This window comes from Bradyrhizobium sp. WYCCWR 13022 (genome assembly GCF_030435535.1).
GTDB lineage: Bacteria > Pseudomonadota > Alphaproteobacteria > Rhizobiales > Xanthobacteraceae > Bradyrhizobium.
This window is the reverse complement of sequence record NZ_JAUIZJ010000002.1, coordinates 46,479-64,092: the sequence shown is the minus strand read 5'-3', so window position 1 is coordinate 64,092 and position 17,614 is coordinate 46,479. Positions and strand designations below refer to the sequence as shown.

Here is a 17,614-nt window from a genome sequence, read left to right as displayed (position 1 = left end):
TTTTGACTATTCCGCTTCCGCGGTCAGCGCCTTGGCCTTGGCCACCCACGCATCCGCGCGGCTCGGCAGACCGACTTCTTCGCCGATCTTGTGCGCGGTGTCGTGGTCGAGCTCGGCAAGCTGCCAGTAGTGGAAAATGCCGAGGTCGTTGAACTTCTTCTCGATCGCGCCCGAGACGCCCGGAAGCTTCTTGAGGTCGTCGGCGGTGCCGCGGGGACCGGCAAGGCCCTGGAAGCCGCTCGAGGACGCAGCCGGCAGCTCTTCGGCGACCGGACGAACCGAAGCGCCGATGTCGACCCCGGATTCGCCCTGGGCGCGCGAGATGCCGTCGATCGCGGCGCGCGCGATCAGGTCGCAATAGAGCGAGATCGCGCGACCGGCGTCGTCATTGCCCGGCACCACGTAGGTGATGCCCTTCGGATCGGAGTTGGTGTCGACGATCGCGGCGACCGGGATGTTGAGCCGCTGGGCTTCCTGGATCGCGATGTCTTCCTTGTTGGTGTCGATCACGAAGATCAGGTCGGGCAGACCGCCCATGTCCTTGATGCCGCCGAGCGAGCGATCGAGCTTGTCGCGCTCGCGCTGGAGCGTCAGGCGCTCCTTCTTGGTGTAGGAATTGGCTTCGCCGCCGGCCAGCACCTCGTCGAGGTGGCGCAGGCGCTTGATCGAAGCCGAGATCGTCTTCCAGTTGGTCAGCGTGCCGCCGAGCCAGCGCGAATTGACGAAATACTGCGCGCAGCGCTTGGCCGCATCAGCGACGCCGTCCTGCGCCTGGCGCTTGGTGCCGACGAACAGGATGCGGCCACCCTTGGCAACCGTGTCGCTGACGGCCTGGAGGGCCGCGTGCAGCATCGGCACGGTCTGCGCGAGGTCGACGATGTGGATGTTGTTGCGAGCGCCGAAAATGAACGGAGCCATTTTCGGATTCCAGCGGTGAGACTGGTGACCAAAGTGAACACCAGCTTCGAGCAGCTGACGCATAGTGAAATCGGGTAGTGCCATCGTTCTAATTCTCCGGTTGGTTCCTCCGGAAGCGTGTGAGCAAAACGGAGCGTTGTCGCCCCGGCTGCCACCGGACGGCCTTGTGAGCCATGCTTCCGTGTGAGATGGCGCGCTATATAGCGCCATTTCGGCGAGAAGCAAGGAAATAAGGGCCTTTCGGGGCTTTTACCGTCCCCGAAAGGCCCTTTCAGCGATTTCCGCCCTGCTCCGCTAGCACTTTGGCTGGTTGGGCGGGCATTTTTTCGGGGCTGCGGCCGCAGGGCGCGGCGGCGGCGGCGGGGCCGGACGCGGCGGCGGCGCAGCCACGACCCGTGGCGGTGGCGGCGGGGCTGGCCTCGCCACTGGCGGTGGCGCCGGACGGGCGGCCGCAACCGGCGGCGCCGGACGGGGTGGTGGCGCGGCCATCCGCGGCGGCGGTGGAGCTGCGCGTGGCGGCGGCGGTGCCGGCGCGGGGCGTGCAGAGATCTGCGGACGCGGCGGCGGAGCGGCGGCGCGTGGCGGTTCGGGCCTTGTCTGCTGCCGGGCCACCGGTGGTGGCGGCGGAGGAGATACCGGTTTAACCGAGGTCGCGGCTGGCCTGGCGGTCGTAGACGCCGGAGGCGGCGCGACGGCATGCCCTGGCCCGGAAGGGTGTCCCGCTGTAGGCGACGTTGAGGTGGCGGGGGCAGCAGCGGTCGGCGGCGGCGGCGCGTTTGGCGCCCGCTTGCCGCCGGGAACCTGGCCACCGGGCGCGTGGACAGCGGACGACGGCGCACCGGTTCGACCGGGCGCGAGCGGCACGCCATGGGCACCCGGAACCGGAAGTGCGTGCGCGTCAGGCTGCTTCGGCTGCCCGGGCGCGGGCGCGATTGCCGGAGCGTTGGCCTGCACCGGCGGGACATTGGCCGCCGGTGCGGTTGTCGTCGGGGCAGGCTTGCCGTTCGGCGTCTGAACCGGTGGCTGCGCAGGAAGCCCATGACCGACCGGCGGCGTCGACGACGGATTGACCGCCGTCGGCGTGGCGTTGACCGGCTTCACCATCATCGCCGCCGGTTTGGCCGTCGGGTTGCTGACCAGCGCAGCCTGGCTCGGCTTGAGCTGCTGGTTCGGATTGGCCTGGATCGTCTGCGCCTGCTGCTTCACGGCGGTCGGCACCTGCGTCATCCCGCTTGGGCGTCCTGGTCCGTTCGCGGCAACGGCTGCGGCCGCAGCGGTATTGCCGGCCGCCAGTGCCGCCGGCGCCTGGTTGATCACCGTGTTGATGACCGTGGTGTTGTGGATGTTCTGGTAGATGATGTTGTTCGGCGGCGGCGCGACATAGACCGGCGGCCGGACGAATACCGGGATCGGCACGAACACCGGCTGCGGCAGCACGAACAGGCCGACCACGGGCAGCGGCGGCGGCAGCACCACGAAATCCGGCGGCGGCGGCGGCAGATAGTAGACCGGCGGCGGCGGTGGCGGCACGAAGCCGAACACGGGATCGCTGAAATACAGCACCGGACGATCGACATAGACGACCTCCTCCGGCGGCGGCGGCGGCACGTCGTAGTCCATCATCGCAAACGTCGGCGGCGGCTCGAGCGGCGCCGTCAGGATCGCCAGTCGTCGACGCGCGTCGCCCGCATGAGGTCCGCGCGGATAGCGGCGCAGATATGACCAGTAGGCATCCGGCGTGTCGGCGCGATAGGTGCGCCGCCAGGTGATCGCCTCGCGGCGCGCCGCAACGATCGCCATCACGCGCCTGGCGAGGGGATCGCCGGGATAGGCTGCGAGAAACTCCTCATAGGCCGGCAGCGTGTCGCGCTCGAGCGCGGCCGCGTAGGCGTCCTGTACGCCGAGATCGCGGATCGGCTTGTTGCGGATTGCGGCGACCTGGTCGGGTGCGGCCGCCTGCGGCGGCGCGTCGGGGGCGCGATCGAAGAAGCTGAATTGCGCGGAGATCTTCTGATCGTCCCACGGCACTTGCGCGCCCTTGGAGTTCTCGTTGACGCGCAGGCGAACGCGGTCGAACACCTCCGGCAACGACAGCCCGCCGGTGCGGATCATCTCGGCGAGCGATTGCGCATAGATGCCGTAGGGCCCCGGCTCTTCCGGCGCCACCGTGCCGGGCGCGGCGTTGAAGGCGATCAGCATGTTCGGGTCGGGCTCGACCAGCGCCAGGCCGCTCGCGATCGGCTGCTGGCCGCCCTCGACGAAAGGCTGCGCCCGCGCCGCGTCGAGTACGATGATGCTGGCCTTGAGCGGAATGGAAGCGAGCTGGCGGGCATAGTCGCTGATGCGCAACGCCTCGGTCGGAATGTCGGTGTCGCGCGTGATATTGGAATCGACCGGAATGAAATAGTTTTCGCCGGCGAGCTGCACGCCATACCCGGACAGATAGATCATCGCGACGGTGCCGGGTCCCGAAGCCTGCGCCTTCTGGATGAAGTCGCGAAGACTCTTGCGCAGCGTGTCGCCGTCGAGATCGCGCGCGCCGACCACGTCGAAGCCAGCCGCCTCGAGCGTCTGCGCGATCAGGCCGGCGTCGTTGGCGGTGGTCGCCAGCGGCGACTTCGAATAGGCGCCGTTGCCGACCACAAGCGCGATGCGCTTTTCCTGCTGCTGCGCGCGCACTGGCCCGAGCACGCCGGCAACGAAGAGGATCGGCAGAAGGAGGCAGAGGAAGACCTTGTGTGTCCCGCGCATGGCTTGCTTGCCCGTTATTGTTGTTGAGGTACCACGCATGAGACGCGCGGCCGGCTGAACGGCAGTTGAACGAAAGGCTTGGATTGAGGCGGCGACATGGCGCACCTCGAGGCATGGCGTCTCGCGTCAGCTCTACGTCAGCGTCAGCCTTTGCGTCAGCCCTGGGCTTTCAGCCTTGCGATCATGTCCACCGTTCCCGTCGTCAGGCGGTAGATGCCGCCGGCGATCTTCAGCTTGCCCTGCTCGGCCGCTGCGTTCAGGATCGGCGCGGCCGATTTCAGCTTGGCGACGGTGTCGATCACGTTCTGCCGGATCGCCTTGTCGAGCACGTTCCCGCCCTGCTGCATCGCGGCCTTTGCAGCCGGCGCAAGCGCATCGGCCAGCGAGGGAATATGTCCCGGCGGCGGCTTGTCGTCCTTGATCGCCTTCAGCGTCGCATCGACCGCGCCGCAGGCATCGTGACCCAGCACGAGGATCAGCGGCGTATTGAGGACGGCGACCGCGTATTCCATGCTGGCGATGGTCTCGGTGCCGGCAAAATTGCCGGCGACGCGGCAGACGAAGAGATCGCCGCGGCCGGTGTCGAAGGCGTATTCCGGCGCAATGCGCGAGTCAGCGCAGCTCAGCACCGCCGCGAACGGATTCTGCCCGCCGGCCAGCGCCTCGCGCTCATGTCTGAAATCGTGGCGCCGCGTGACGCCCTCGACGTAGCGCGCATTGCCGTCCATCAACCGCTTCAGCGCCGCATCGGGCGACAGCACATTCTGCGGTTTGGGCGGCGCCTTGTGCTCCTTGGCGAAAGCGCCGCCGGCGAAGGCAGTGCCGAGTGCGGCGGCCGTCAGCAACAGCGCGGACCGGCGCGACGGCGCCAGCTTGCCCCGCACGGATTCAGAGCATTGATCGCACATGTTTCGCTCCCTCCCCGGCGCGACGGACGCGCCCTCACCAACGAGCTGCATCGCGGCCGAGCATAGCCGCGATCGCATGACGAGGCCACAACATCCGTGCGTTGCGCGGATGCACGTTCGGGGCGGCCGGCTAGATCTGCTGCACGTCCACGACGCCGGCCACCGCCTTGATGGCGCCGGCGATCTGCGGCGAGACCCTGAAGCGGCCGGGCAGCTTCATTTCGACCTCGGTCTCGAGGTCGAGCATCATCACCAGCGAGACCTCGCCGTCGCCATTGGAGCGCGGCGCGATGCCCGGACTGCCGATTTTTGGCGCGGCCCCGGTTGTCGGCGCAGCTTCCGGTCCGGCCAGACGCTTGGCGATCGAATCGAGCGGCTTGGTGTCGCGCACGAAGATGCGCAGGCCCTTCTGCGTCTTGGCGGCAGCGTCATCCAGCGGCTCGGCATGCAGCACGCGCGCGCGGACGTCTTCTCCTTGCAACTCGGCACCGAGCTGCAGCAGCACGGCGGCGCCCGGCTCCAGCACGTCGCGATATTGCGCCAGGCCTTCGGAGAACAGCACCGCTTCGAAATGGCCCGTGGGATCGGACAATCCCATGATGCCCATCTTGTTGCCGGTCTTGGTGCGCCGCTCCATGCGCGACACCACGGTGGCTGCAACCTTGCCGGCGGTGGCGCCGGTCTTCACCGCGCGCGAGAACTCGGCCCAGGACTGTACCCGGAGCCGCTTCAGCACGGTGGCGTAATCGTCGAGCGGATGGCCCGACAGGAAGAAGCCGACGGCGTCGTATTCGCGGCGGAGTTTTTCAGCCGGCAGCCACGGTTCGATCTGCGGCAGCATGATGGTCGGCGCGTCCGCGGACATGCCGAACATGTCGTTCTGGCCGATCGTCTCGGCCTGATGCGCGCGCTGGCAGGCGGCGAGGATCGAGTCCGCGCCGGCGAAGACGCGGGCGCGGTTCGGCTCCAGCGTATCGAAGGCGCCGGCGGCGGCGAGGCTCTCGATGATGCGCTTGTTGATCGCGCGCGGATTGACGCGCGCGGCGAAGTCGGCGAGCGAGGTGAACAGGCCGCGCTTGGTCCGCTCCTCGATGATCTGGTCGATCGCCTGGATGCCGACACCCTTGAGCGCGGCGAGCGCGTAGTAGATCACCTTGTCGCCGACCTCGAAGGTCGCGCCGGAACGGTTGATGTTCGGCGGCTCGACCTTGATGCCGAGACGCTGCGCCTCCGAGCGGAACTCGGACAGCTTGTCGGTATTGTTCAGATCGAGCGTCATCGACGCCGCGATGAACTCCACCGGATAATGCGCCTTCATGTAGGCGGTGTGGTACGACACCAGCGCATAGGCAGCCGCGTGGCTCTTGTTGAAGCCGTAGTCGGCGAACTTGGCGAGTAATTCGAAGATGGTCTCGGCCTGCCCCTTCGGCACGCCGTTCTTCACCGCGCCCGCGACGAAGATGTCGCGCTGCTTGTCCATCTCGGCGCGGATCTTCTTGCCCATGGCGCGGCGCAGGAGGTCGGCGTCGCCGAGCGAATAGCCCGACATCACCTGCGCGATCTGCATCACCTGTTCCTGGTAGATGATGACGCCGAAGGTCTCCTTCAGGATCGGCTCGAGCACCGGATGCAGATATTCCGGCTCCTCGTCGCCGTGCTTGCGCGCGCAATAGGTCGGGATGTTCGCCATCGGGCCCGGGCGATACAGCGCCACCAGGGCGATGATGTCCTCGAAACGGTCGGGCCGCATGTCGACCAGCGCGCGCCGCATGCCCTGGCTTTCAACCTGGAACACGCCGACCACTTCGCCGCGCGCCAGCATCTGGTAGCTCTCGGCATCGTCGATCGGCAGCGTGGCGAGGTCGACATCGATGCCCCGCGGCTTGAGCAGCTTGCACGCGACGTCGAGCACGGTCAGCGTCTTCAGGCCGAGGAAGTCGAACTTCACGAGGCCGGCCGGCTCGACCCATTTCATGTTGAACTGGGTCACGGGCATGTCGGATTTGGGATCGCGGTAGAGCGGCACGAGCTCGCTCAAGGGGCGATCGCCGATCACGATGCCGGCCGCGTGGGTCGAGGCGTGCCGCGTCAGGCCTTCGAGGCGCTGGGCGATGTCGAAGGCGCGCGCCACGATCGGATCTTCATCGCGGAACGCCTGGAGTTTCGGTTCGCTCTCGATCGCAGCCGCCAGCGTCACCGGCGCCGCCGGATTCTGCGGCACCAGCTTGGTCAGCTTGTCGACCTGTCCGTAGGGCATCTGCAGCACGCGGCCGACGTCGCGCAGCACGCCGCGCGCCTGCAGCGTACCGAAGGTGATGATCTGCGCGACCTGGTCGCGGCCGTAGCGTTCCTGGACGTACTTGATCACCTCACCGCGGCGATCCTGGCAGAAGTCGATGTCGAAGTCCGGCATCGAGACGCGTTCGGGATTGAGGAAGCGCTCGAACAGCAGGCCGAACTTGATCGGGTCGAGGTCGGTGATGGTCAGCGCCCACGCCACCAGCGAGCCTGCGCCGGAGCCGCGGCCCGGTCCGACCGGAATGCCCTGGCTCTTCGCCCATTTGATGAAGTCCGACACGATCAGGAAGTAGCCCGCGTATTTCATGCGCATGATGACGTCGAGCTCGAACGCCAGGCGCTTGTTGTAGTCCTCTTCGCTCGTGCCCTGCGACAGGCCGTGGACGCGCAGGCGGTTGGCGAGCCCCTCCTCCGCCTGCCGCTTCAATTCGGCAGCCTCGACGGCTGCCGCATCGGAGCTGCCGGCGGCGCCGACCGTGAAGAACGGCAGGATCGGCTTGCGCGTCATCGGGCGGAACGAGCAGCGCTCGGCGATCTCGACGGTCGAAGCCAGCGCCTCCGGGATGTCGGCGAACAGTACCGCCATCTCCGCACGGGTCTTGAAGCGGTGATCCGGCGTGAGCTGCTCGCGCTCGGTCTCCGCGATCAGCCGGCCGCCGGCGATGCAGAGCAGCGCGTCATGCGCCTCGTAGTCGTCGTTCGCGGCGAAATACGGCTCGTTGGTCGCAACCAGCGGCAGGCCCTTCGCGTAGGCGATGTCGATCAGCCCGCTCTCGATACGCCGTTCCTTGTCGATGTTGTGCCGCTGTATCTCGACATAGAGGCGGTCGCCGAACAGGCCGGCGAGACGCTCGCAGCGTGCGGATGCGACCTCGGCCTGGCCGCTGGCAAGCGCCAGCGAGATCGGCCCATCGGGGCCGCCGGTCAGTGCGATCAGGCCTTCGGTCTCGCCGTCGAACCAGTCGAACTTGATGAACGGCGCATGGGTGTCGGGCGATTCGAGGAACGCACGCGAATTCAGCCGCATCAGGCTGCGATAGCCGCGCTCCTGGGCGGCCAGCAGCACCACGCGCGAGGGCGGCAGCGCGTTGCGCGCATTGGGATCCTGGTCGCCGAAATCGACCGCGAGCTCCAGGCCGACGATCGGCTGGATGCCGGACCCCGCCATCTTGTCGGAGAATTCGAGCGCACCGAACAGATTGTCGGTGTCGGTCAGCGCCAGCGCGGGCTGGTGGTCCTTCTTCGCGAGCTCGCCGAGCTTGGCGATCTTGATCGAGCCCTTGAGCAGCGAATAGGCCGAGTGAACGTGAAGGTGGACAAATCCGGCGCTCGGCATGGTCGCGTGACGGCCTCTTGCAGATGAGATGGAGCGGTCGCCGGCAGTGGAGGCATCCTGCACTCGCCATCGGAGTACCTTTGCCGACTCGCCTCCCAATGGTGGGGGCTCACCGCGCCAGAGTCCACGTCAGAGCTGTCGATCCAACGCCTCATCCCGCTTTTCCCCAAGCGCCCCCTGGCTAGAGCTGCGGGATCACTTGGGCCCAGATTGCGATCATCCCGACGAACAGCGCGATCGACGTCAGTGCAGCGGCTTCTTCCACGAAAATCCTGAACATGGCTTGCTCCCATCACCAGAACGTATGAAGAACATTGTTCTCATTTCGTTCTACAGAGTCAAGCCGGCTCAGCCGCTTCAAAATGGAATGGTTAACTCGCTGAATTGACGCAACAAAAAAGCCCCGGCGCGAGGCCGGGGCTTTCGACGACCGCTTCCTTCGAAGCGATCGGTCTCAGTACTTTGCTCAGTAGCGCGCGATGATCGGGCCGCCGAACTTGTAGTTCAGGCGGACGAGACCCATGTCGACGTCCTGGCGGATGCGATCGGTCTGGAAGCCTGCGAAGGTGACGTCCTTGTCCGACAGGAAGATGTGGTTGTACTCGACGCCAACCGACCAGTTCGGAGCGAAGCCGAACTCGAGGCCCGCACCGATGGTGCCGCCCCAACGCGTGTCGCTGACCGAGGAGAAGGTCGCGCCGGCTGCACGCAGCTCGTTCTTGGTGCCAACCACAGCTGCACCGCCCTTCACGTAGAGCAGGACGTTGTTCCAGGCGTAGCCGACCTGACCGGTGATCAGACCGAACGAATCGATCTTCGAACGATCGGTGAAGCCGGTCAGAGCGCTGAGGTTGTCGCCGGAGAAGTCAGCCCAGTTGCCCTGGCCTTCCAGGCCGAACACCCACTGTGCCGACTGCCAGCGATAGCCGACCTGGCCACCGACGGTGCCGCCCGTGGCGTTGTGCGAGCCTTCGCCGCCAACCGCCGGAGCGGTCTGATCCCAGGTCGTGTGAGCCGATGCGCCGCCGCCGTTGATACCGATGTAGAAGCCACTCCAGTCATAGACCGTGGCGATCATCGCAGGCGCCTTCGTGTAAGGACGCGCAGCGAGGTCAGCAGCCAGCGCCGGCGCAGTCGCGCTGATCGCGACGAGGCTCACAGCAGCGAGCAACAAATTCTTGTTCATTTGAATCCCGTTCCAGTTTTCGTCGTTAGGCCCCCGGGCCATGGCGACGTCATAACAGTGATCGACGGAATTGCTGTAACCTCGACGCAACAGTTCACGCCAAAGGGCCACGCTTTGTGAATCAAGATGAGCTGCGCTTGCGCGGAAACCCTTTGAAACAAGACTCTTCAGCAGTTCCAATGCGAACGACGCGCGATGCGCCGCGAACGCGCGTAACAACGTCGCGCGCACGATTCTGTGATCGAAACATCGAAGCGTGCGCACAGCGTTTTTTCTCTCCCCATTGTCGCCACATTCTCGCGTGCGATCGCCACATTTGCTCAGCCCGCCGCCGCGATCTTCGCGCGGAACGCCTGCTGCCCCTCGATGATCTTGTCGATCAGCGCATCGAGCGCCCAGAAGCGCTCTTTGATGTCGAAATCGACTGCCCGGCTTTCGACGCAGGCAAAGGTACCGAGCCGCTGGTGATAGAGTTTTGCGAGTTTCGGATAGCCCATGGGCTCCGCCATCGCGGCCAGCGCGAGGTAGACCGAAAGCTCGTTCGCCAACTCCGGATGCTTCTGGTGCTTCGTTAGAAGCCATTTGTAGAGATCGGGGTGGAAGTTCGTGAACACGCCGGTGAATCCGGGAGCCCCCGACTTCATCGCGTCGAAGGCGATCGCCGCATTGGCATTGACGATCGTGAGCGGCGAGCCACTGGTCAGCCTGACCCGACGCTGCACCGTTGCAAGATCACACGACACGTCCTTGAGAATCGCAAAGCGCCCGCTGTCTGCGCAGAAGGCCAGCTCGTCGTCGGAAAGAAGCCGGCGGAATGGCGCCGGGCATTCATAGAGACCAAGCGTCATCTCCCGGGGCAGCCGGTCGAGCAGCCAGCTCAGATTGTCGGTGAATGTCGTTCCGGTCAGATCGAGCGAGGCCAGACGGTTGGTCACCAGCACCAGGCCATCGACGCCGGTCCTCGCGATCGACGCCAGCTCGGTCAGCTGGTCCTCCCGGGATTCGCTGATATGGCCCGAGGCGATGACCGGAAGCCGGCCGGCCGCGGTCTTGGCGACGAACCGCGCCAGCGCGACGCGCTCGTCCAGCGTCAGGAACTGCATCTCGCTCGACTGGGCGACCGCGAACAGCGCGTCGGCACCACCCGCGATGTACCACTCGATCAGCCTTTCGAGGCCGGCATAGTCGATCGTGTTCGCTTCGGTGAACGGCGTCAGCATCACGGGAATGATGCCCTTGAGAGCGATGGTCACAGGCAAGCTCCAAACAACGGCTGATGTGGCAGCGGCCTCGCTGCCGGTTCGCGAACATAGATCAACGACATCGGGACGTCCGCAGCAACACCTCGCGCTGCTGCAGACGCCAGTCCTCAGTCGCTGACGATCTTCTTGATGCGGTCGATCATTTCGTCGACGGCCTGCTCGGGCGGCACCTTGTCGAGAACCACACGGATCGTGGCCTTGGCCCAGACATTCTCGTTGTTGACGATGGTGAACTTGTAATTCCGCGTCATCTCGTAGCCGCCGACGCCGGCTGCGAACTGGTCGCGCAGCATCCTGCGATGCTGATCCGCGTTCCAGAACGCCGACTTCACGGCGGCGGGCTTCACCGGGAACCAGCGGCCCAGCGCGCCCTCGACATAGGGCTGGAGGTTTTCGTCCTGGAGCAGGAACTGCACGAACTCCTTGGCACGCGCCTTGTTCTTGGCCTGCCGGAACACCACGCCGACCACGACCGAGCTGCGGGTGCGCATCGGCGAGCCGTCCGGCTTGCTCGGCCAGGGCAGCGTCCGGATCCGCTCCTCGTAGTTCTTCTTGGCCTCGTCCCGCTGCTCGGCGGTCAGGGTCTGGTTGGTCGAGTCGTCCAGCCACTTGCCGGGAATCGAGATGGTCGGGTTGAAGGTCATCACCGTCGTCTTGTTGTGGAAGGCGACGTTGTTGTCGGCGTCCTTCCAGCTCGTCGCGGAGGACGGCACGCAGCCCTTCTTGTAGATATCGGTGTAGTCCTTGAGCGCGGACACGAGCCCGGCCTTCACCTTGGGATCGTCGAGCAACAGCTTGCCGCTGTCGTCGACCATGACGACGTTGTAGGCCTCGGCAAAAGTCAGGAAGCCGATCAGGCTGTCGCTGCTGTCCACGCCCATCGGCAGGCCGATGCCGTAGACGCGCTTGCCGCTGGCCTTGCGAACGGCGGGCTGCGCCTTGTCGCACCAGAAATTCCAGAAGCCGCGCCAGTCCTTCGGAATGTCGGCCTCCTTCAGACCGCCCTCCTCGAGCATGTCTTTCCAGTAATGCAGATGCACCGTCGCCTGCTTGACCGGGAAGGCGTAGTACGCCCTGCTCTTGGTCTGCTCGTTTTGCAGCATGACGGTATCGAGCGCGGACTTGTCGAACTGGTCCTTCATCGGCGCGAGGACGGAGCTGAGATCTTCGAGCTTGCCTTCGGCCGCCCACTTGCCGACGCTCTGGAAGTTGAAGGTGTCGGCGTAGGCCACGTCGGGCACCGTGGCGGAATCGAGCGCGGCGACGGTCTTTGGAATCATGTCCTGCGTTGCGTATTGCGACAGCTCGACCTTCACGCCGGTCTTGGCTTCGAATTTGTGGATCGCCTGGAGCAGCGCGTCTTCCTCGGCCGAATAGAATCCCTTGTTCCACCAGACCACGAGCTTCTCTTCGGCATGGGCCGCCGGCGCGATCGCCAGGGAGTTCAGCAAAAGCGTGGCTGCGACCGCGCAACCGTTCAATGTTTTCGACAGACCAAGGCGCATTCCCGCATTTCCTCCCATGGCGCTTCCCACGGGGAAGCGCTCGCTTTGTTGCTGGCGTTTGAGCCTGTAAGCGCTTACATAGATGCTGTCAATTCTGCACAAAGAGACGATTTACTCTGACTTTCAATGAGATGAGACGATTTTTGTTGCGCGCATGTCAGCTATCCCGCGAACCGAACCGGCAATGCCGCCCTTTCCGGCCGGATAATCACCCGCGCTCTTCAGGCCTGGGGCCGGAGCTGTCCCTGACCTGCAGCACAGGAACGACCTCTTCCGACTTCGGGCTGGCCTGTTGGCCAGCCACGACGGCGAGGAGTTGATTGGCCGCCATCGTGCCGATCGCCTGGTTGTCGACCTTCATCGTGGTCAGGCGTGGGGTAAAGCGCGACGAGATCGCGAGATCGTCGAACCCGGTGATCGAGAAATCCTTGGGCGCGTTCAGGCCGAGGGCGTTGGCCGCCATCAACGCGCCGAGCGCGATGTTGTCGTTGCCGCACACGATGGCCGTCGGTCGCGCCTTCCCGTCCCGCGTCATCAGGTGCGAAAAACTCTCGGCGCCGAATTCCAGCGTGGACGGACCGATCAGCAAGTCTTCGTCCGCCAGCTGGAGACCCGCGGCCGCCAACGCCTCCCTCACGCCGGCAAGCCGCGCGGCGACACGGTCGTTGTTCGCAACCGGCTGAAAGATGCAGGCGAAGCGGCGATGTCCGAGCGAGAGCAGATGATTGGTCATCCGCATGAAGGCGGCGCGATTGTCGAACCCGATGCAGGGATGTTCGGACCGCGTGCTGTAGGAATAGGTGACGACATAGGGAATGTTGCGGGCCTTCAGGGCCACGAAAAGCTCCGCGGGATGGCTCTCACCGACGAGCGCGATCGCCTCCACGCCCCGCGCCAGCATGGCTTCCGCCTGCCTCAAGCCTTCGAGCGGGTCGTAATTGGAGCATCCCAGGAAAAGTGTGTATCCGGCATTGCTGAAGACGGCCTGCATGCCGCCGACCTGATGCGCGAAGATTTCGTTGTCGAGCGTGGGGATGATCGCGCCCATGATGTGCGTCCGGCTCGAGGCCAGTGCCCTGCCCGCCGCATTCGGGATCCAGTTGAGCGCGCGCGCCGCTTCCTTCACGCGCTCCCGGATCGCTTCGGAGACCTTCTCCGGCTCGTTGAACACCCGCGACACGGTGGCCGTCGAGACATTCGCTGCACTGGCGACCTCTTCGAGCTTGACCCGGCCGCTTCCCTCGCGCGCTCGTTTCGTGCCAGTCACAGTCCAAGCCCACCCCGGTGATGCAGTATCGAATGCCGAGCCTACCCCGAAACTTCGCCGCTTCGCAAAGCGGTTCGGCGGATCCTAGACCGGCGTGTAGATCACGAGCTTCAGCGCCGGATCGTCATTGGCCTGAAAGCTCGTGTGCTCGAAATGCAGCACGCCCTTGGTCGGATGCGTCATGGTCTTGCGGCCCGACAGGGTGCCGTGCACCTCGTGCGCGCCCCACCATTTGACGAACTCGGGACTGCCTTCGCGCAGGCGCATCAGCAATTCCGCAAAAGCGGGATCGCCGGCCCAGACGTCGTGGGTGGCGCGAAACATCGCGACCATGCGCTTGGCGACGTCAGCCCAGCCCGCGCCGTAAGATTTCCTGGTCTTCTTGTTGGTCATCATCAGGAGCAGCGTGTTGCGATCCTCCTCCGGCAAGCGGCCAAATGCGAAGACCTCCTCGGCCGCCTCGTTCCAGGCCAGCACGTCCCAGCGCCGCCCGGTGATGTAGGCCGGATGCGGCAGGCTCTCGACCAGGCGCAGGATGGGCGGCGGCACCACCTCTCGGGTAAAGGGACGCCTGTCGCCGTCACGCGCGAGATCCTTGAGGTGTGCGTGCTCGGTCTTGCTGAGACGCAGCGCCCGCGCCAGCGCATCGACTGTCGTGACCGACGGGCTGACGGTGCGGCCCTGCTCGAGACGGATGTACCAGTCGACGCCGATGCCGGCGAGCTGCGCCACCTCCTCGCGGCGGAGCCCTGCGGTGCGCCGCCGCTGGCCTGCGGGAAGGCCGACCGACTTCGGCGACAGCTTTTCGCGGCGGGAGCGCAGGAAGTCGCCGAATTCGACGCGGCGTGGATCGGCCATGGTGTGGTCCCGTGATGGAGGGCCTTTGGAATACTAGGATAATACCAGGCCTTCCTGCGCGTTCAAGGCCGCCGCATATGGGTGTCGTCAGTCTCTGAGGTGAACATCATGAAAGCTGCCGTACTCAAAACGCTGGGATCGCCGCTGGTGGTCGAGACCGCTCCGGACCCGGTGCTCGGCACCGGCGAGGTCATCGTCGATGTCGTGGCCACGCGCGTCCTCTCCTACATGAACGAGGTCTTCAGCGGCGAGCGCAACTACGCGCTCGACCTGCCGATCATTCCGGGCCCCGGCGGCATCGGCCGGGTGCGCGAGGTCGGCCCTGATGCCACCAAGCTCAGCGTCGGCGACTGGGTGTTCTGCGACCCGACGGTGCGTTCGCGCGACGACGTCGTGGCGCCCGACATCGCCCTGCAGGGGCTCACGGCCGCAGGCCCCGGCGGCATGAAGCTGCAACGGCATTTCCGCCACGGCTCCTATGCCGAGCAGATGCGGGTGCCGACCGAGAACGTGAAGAAGCTCGGCAAGATCACGCCGAAGGAAGCCTCGCAATGGTGCGCGCTGGGGACGGCGCTGGTGCCTTACGGCGGCTTTCTCGCCGCAAAGCTTCAGCCGGGCGAGAGCGTGCTGGTGAGCGGCGCCACCGGCAATTTCGGCAGCGCCGCCGTCTCCGTCGCGCTCGCGATGGGCGCGGCCTGCGTGGTGACGCCCGGCCGCAACGAGGCTGTCATGGCCGACCTCGTCCGCCGCTTCGGCGCGCGGGTGAAGCCGGTCAGGCTGACAGGCAATGAGGACGACGACCGCGAGGCGATGAAGCACGCCGCGGGAGGCCCGATCGACTGCGTGCTCGACATCATGCCGCCATCGGTCAGCACGCGCGTGGTGCGCGCGGCGGTCATGACGGTGCGCGCTTACGGCCGCGTCGTGCTGATGGGCGGCGTCGGCATGGCGGGAGGACCGGGCCTCGAGCTGCCCTACCCCTGGCTGATGCGCAACTGCATCTCCATCCACGGCGTCTGGATGTATCCGCCGGATGCGGCGAGCCGCCTGATCGGCCTCGTTCGCGCCGGATTGTTGCGGCTCGACGAATACCAGACGACCGACTTCGACCTCGATCACGTCAACGAGGCCGTGGCGCACGCCGCCGCCAATGGCGGGCCGTTCAAGCTGACGGTGATCCGGCCATAGTTGCCTCGCCCGCTGCGGCGATGCGCCGTCGCAGCGGATATGCCCGATCCGTCAAATAGCTGGAAGACGTCACCCCGATCGCAGCCGGCAACCGCCGTCTACTGTGCATGGGGTTGTTTTCGCGGGTTGGTCATTCGAGCTCGATGACCTGGCCGTTCGCCAGCGACACGCGCCGGTCCATGCGGCCGGCGAGCTCCATGTTGTGGGTCGCGATCAGCATCGAGACCCTGGTCGCCTTGACCAGTTGCATCAGCGCCTGGAACACGTGGTCGGCGGTGTGCGGATCGAGATTGCCGGTCGGCTCGTCCGCCAGCAGCACGCGCGGCGCATTGGCGACCGCTCGCGCGATCGCGACGCGCTGCTGCTCGCCGCCCGACAACTCGGCAGGCCGATGCGTGATGCGGTCGCCGAGGCCGAGATAGCCGAGAATCTCCTTGGCGCGCTTGACGCTCTCGGACTTCTTCAGGCCGCGGATCATCTGCGGCAGCATCACGTTCTCGAGCGCCGAGAACTCCGGCAGCAGCCGGTGCGACTGGTAGACGAAGCCGATGTCGCTGCGGCGGAGCTGGGTGCGCTCGATGTCGGGCAGCTGCGAGGTCGGCGCGCCGTTGACATAGACCTCGCCGGAATCGGGCGCTTCGAGCAGGCCCGCAATGTGCAGCAGCGTCGACTTGCCCGAGCCCGACGGCGCGACCAGCGCCACGGATTGGCCGGCCCACAGCGCCAGCTTGGCGTTGTCGAGGATCGTCAGCGCCGCTTCACCCTGGAGGTACTGCCGCTTTATCTCATGGAGATAAATGACCGGTACATCCTCAGCCCCCTGCTGCTGCTCCATCAGCCCCTCACTCGTACCGCAGCGCTTCGACGGGGTCGAGGCGCGCGGCGCGCCACGACGGGTAGAGCGTCGCCAGGAACGACAGCGTCAGCGCCATGACGACGACGGCCGTGGTCTCGCCGACGTCGATCTCGGCGGGCAGTTTCGACAGGAAGTAGAGCTCCGGCGAGAACAATTCGGTCGAGGTCAGCCAGGACAGGAATTGCCGGATGGATTCGATGTTGAGGCAGATCACGAGGCCGACGAAGAAGCCGACCAGCGTGCCGACCACGCCGATCGAGGCGCCCGTGATCAGGAAGATCCGCATGATCGAGCCCTGCGAAGCGCCCATCGTCCTCAGGATCGCGATGTCGCTGCCCTTGTCCTTCACCAGCATGATCAGGCCGGAGACGATGTTGAGGGCTGCCACCAGCACGATCATGGTCAGGATCAGGAACATCACGTTGCGCTCGACCTGGAGCGCGTTGAAGAAGGTCGAGTTGCGCTGGCGCCAGTCGACCAGGAACACCGGCCGACCCGCCGCCTCCGTCACCGATTTGCGGAAGGAATCGATCTTGTCGGGGTTGGTAGTGAACACCTCGATCGAGGTGACGTCGCTGCTGCGGTTGAAATAGGCCTGCGCCTCGGCGAGCGGCATGAAGACGAAGCCGAGATCGTATTCGGACATGCCGATCTCGAACACGGCCACGATCTTGTAGGGTTTGATGCGCGGCGTCGTGCCCATCGGCGTCACCGCGCCCTTCGGCGCCACCAGCGTGATGCTGTCGCCGGCATGCAGGGACAGCTGGTCGGCAAGCCGCCGGCCGATCGCAACGCCCTGCCCGTCGTCAAAGCCCTCGAGCGAGCCCTGCTTGATGTTCTTGGCGATGGACGTGAGGTTGTTGAGATCGTCGGAGCGGATGCCGCGCACCAGCACGCCCGAGGCGTTCCAGGGCGAGGACGCCAGCGCCTGGCCGTCGACCACCGGGGCAGCCAGCCGGACGCCCTGGACCTGGCTGATGCGCTCGGCGACGTCCTTCCAGTCGGTCAGCGGCGATTCCAGCGGCTGGACCAGGATGTGGCCATTCAGCCCGAGGATCTTGTCGAGCAGCTCTTTCCGGAAGCCGTTCATCACGGCCATCACGATGATCAGCGTGGCGACGCCGAGCATGATGCCGAGGAAGGAGAACCCGGCGATGACCGAGATGAATCCCTCCTTGCGCCGTGCCCGCAGGTAGCGGGCCGACAGCATCCACTCGAAGGGTGCAAAGGGCGCAGTTTGAACGGTTTCGGTCATGGTTTCATCCATCGCTCGATAATCCC

12 protein-coding genes are annotated in these 17,614 nt (G+C 65.7%); 1 reads left to right on the top strand and 11 read right to left on the bottom strand.

The window, feature by feature from the left end; translation table 11 throughout:
• Nucleotides 1–6: 6 nt before the first annotated feature.
• The 9 genes from QY049_RS01250 to QY049_RS01210 all read right to left on the bottom strand — a co-directional run bounded on the left by QY049_RS01250 (nt 7) and on the right by QY049_RS01210 (nt 14,289).
• Nucleotides 7–1,002 (bottom strand): 30S ribosomal protein S2, encoded by a 996-nt coding sequence (locus QY049_RS01250; protein ID WP_194475647.1) that lies wholly within the window; start codon nt 1,000–1,002, stop codon nt 7–9.
• A gap of 210 nt (nt 1,003–1,212) precedes the next feature.
• On the bottom strand, nt 1,213–3,669 hold the full coding sequence (locus QY049_RS01245; protein ID WP_301268647.1) for a caspase domain-containing protein: 2,457 nt from the start codon (nt 3,667–3,669) through the stop codon (nt 1,213–1,215).
• A 155-nt stretch (nt 3,670–3,824) separates the two neighbouring features.
• Nucleotides 3,825–4,577, bottom strand: a complete 753-nt coding sequence (locus tag QY049_RS01240) for a carbonic anhydrase (RefSeq protein WP_301268646.1) — start codon at nt 4,575–4,577, stop codon at nt 3,825–3,827.
• Between the two features lie 130 nt (nt 4,578–4,707).
• Nucleotides 4,708–8,211 (bottom strand): DNA polymerase III subunit alpha, encoded by a 3,504-nt coding sequence (gene dnaE / locus QY049_RS01235; RefSeq protein ID WP_258766737.1) that lies wholly within the window; start codon nt 8,209–8,211, stop codon nt 4,708–4,710.
• Nucleotides 8,212–8,677: 466 nt separating this feature from the next.
• Nucleotides 8,678–9,397 (bottom strand): outer membrane protein, encoded by a 720-nt coding sequence (locus QY049_RS01230; protein ID WP_301268645.1) that lies wholly within the window; start codon nt 9,395–9,397, stop codon nt 8,678–8,680.
• Between the two features lie 320 nt (nt 9,398–9,717).
• Nucleotides 9,718–10,650 (bottom strand): dihydrodipicolinate synthase family protein, encoded by a 933-nt coding sequence (locus QY049_RS01225; protein ID WP_301268644.1) that lies wholly within the window; start codon nt 10,648–10,650, stop codon nt 9,718–9,720.
• Between the two features lie 116 nt (nt 10,651–10,766).
• Nucleotides 10,767–12,164 (bottom strand): ABC transporter substrate-binding protein, encoded by a 1,398-nt coding sequence (locus tag QY049_RS01220; protein WP_301268643.1) that lies wholly within the window; start codon nt 12,162–12,164, stop codon nt 10,767–10,769.
• Between the two features lie 208 nt (nt 12,165–12,372).
• Nucleotides 12,373–13,431 (bottom strand): LacI family DNA-binding transcriptional regulator, encoded by a 1,059-nt coding sequence (locus QY049_RS01215; protein ID WP_301268642.1) that lies wholly within the window; start codon nt 13,429–13,431, stop codon nt 12,373–12,375.
• Nucleotides 13,432–13,515: 84 nt separating this feature from the next.
• Nucleotides 13,516–14,289 (bottom strand): helix-turn-helix transcriptional regulator, encoded by a 774-nt coding sequence (locus tag QY049_RS01210; RefSeq protein ID WP_194475634.1) that lies wholly within the window; start codon nt 14,287–14,289, stop codon nt 13,516–13,518.
• Nucleotides 14,290–14,397: 108 nt separating this feature from the next.
• Between QY049_RS01210 and QY049_RS01205 the strand changes: the two genes are divergently transcribed.
• Nucleotides 14,398–15,477: a zinc-binding alcohol dehydrogenase family protein gene (locus tag QY049_RS01205; RefSeq protein WP_301268641.1), complete on the top strand. Its 1,080-nt coding sequence runs from the start codon at nt 14,398–14,400 to the stop codon at nt 15,475–15,477.
• A gap of 130 nt (nt 15,478–15,607) precedes the next feature.
• Here QY049_RS01205 and QY049_RS01200 read toward each other — a convergent pair whose 3' ends face one another.
• Both QY049_RS01200 and QY049_RS01195 read right to left on the bottom strand, forming a co-directional pair.
• Entirely contained in the window at nt 15,608–16,312 is a 705-nt protein-coding gene (locus QY049_RS01200; RefSeq protein ID WP_194475632.1) for an ABC transporter ATP-binding protein, read from the bottom strand.
• 7 nt (nt 16,313–16,319) lie between these two features.
• A complete protein-coding gene (locus QY049_RS01195) occupies nt 16,320–17,600 on the bottom strand; it encodes a lipoprotein-releasing ABC transporter permease subunit (protein ID WP_194475631.1) in 1,281 nt (426 codons plus the stop codon).
• Between the last annotated feature and the right edge of the window lie 14 nt (nt 17,601–17,614).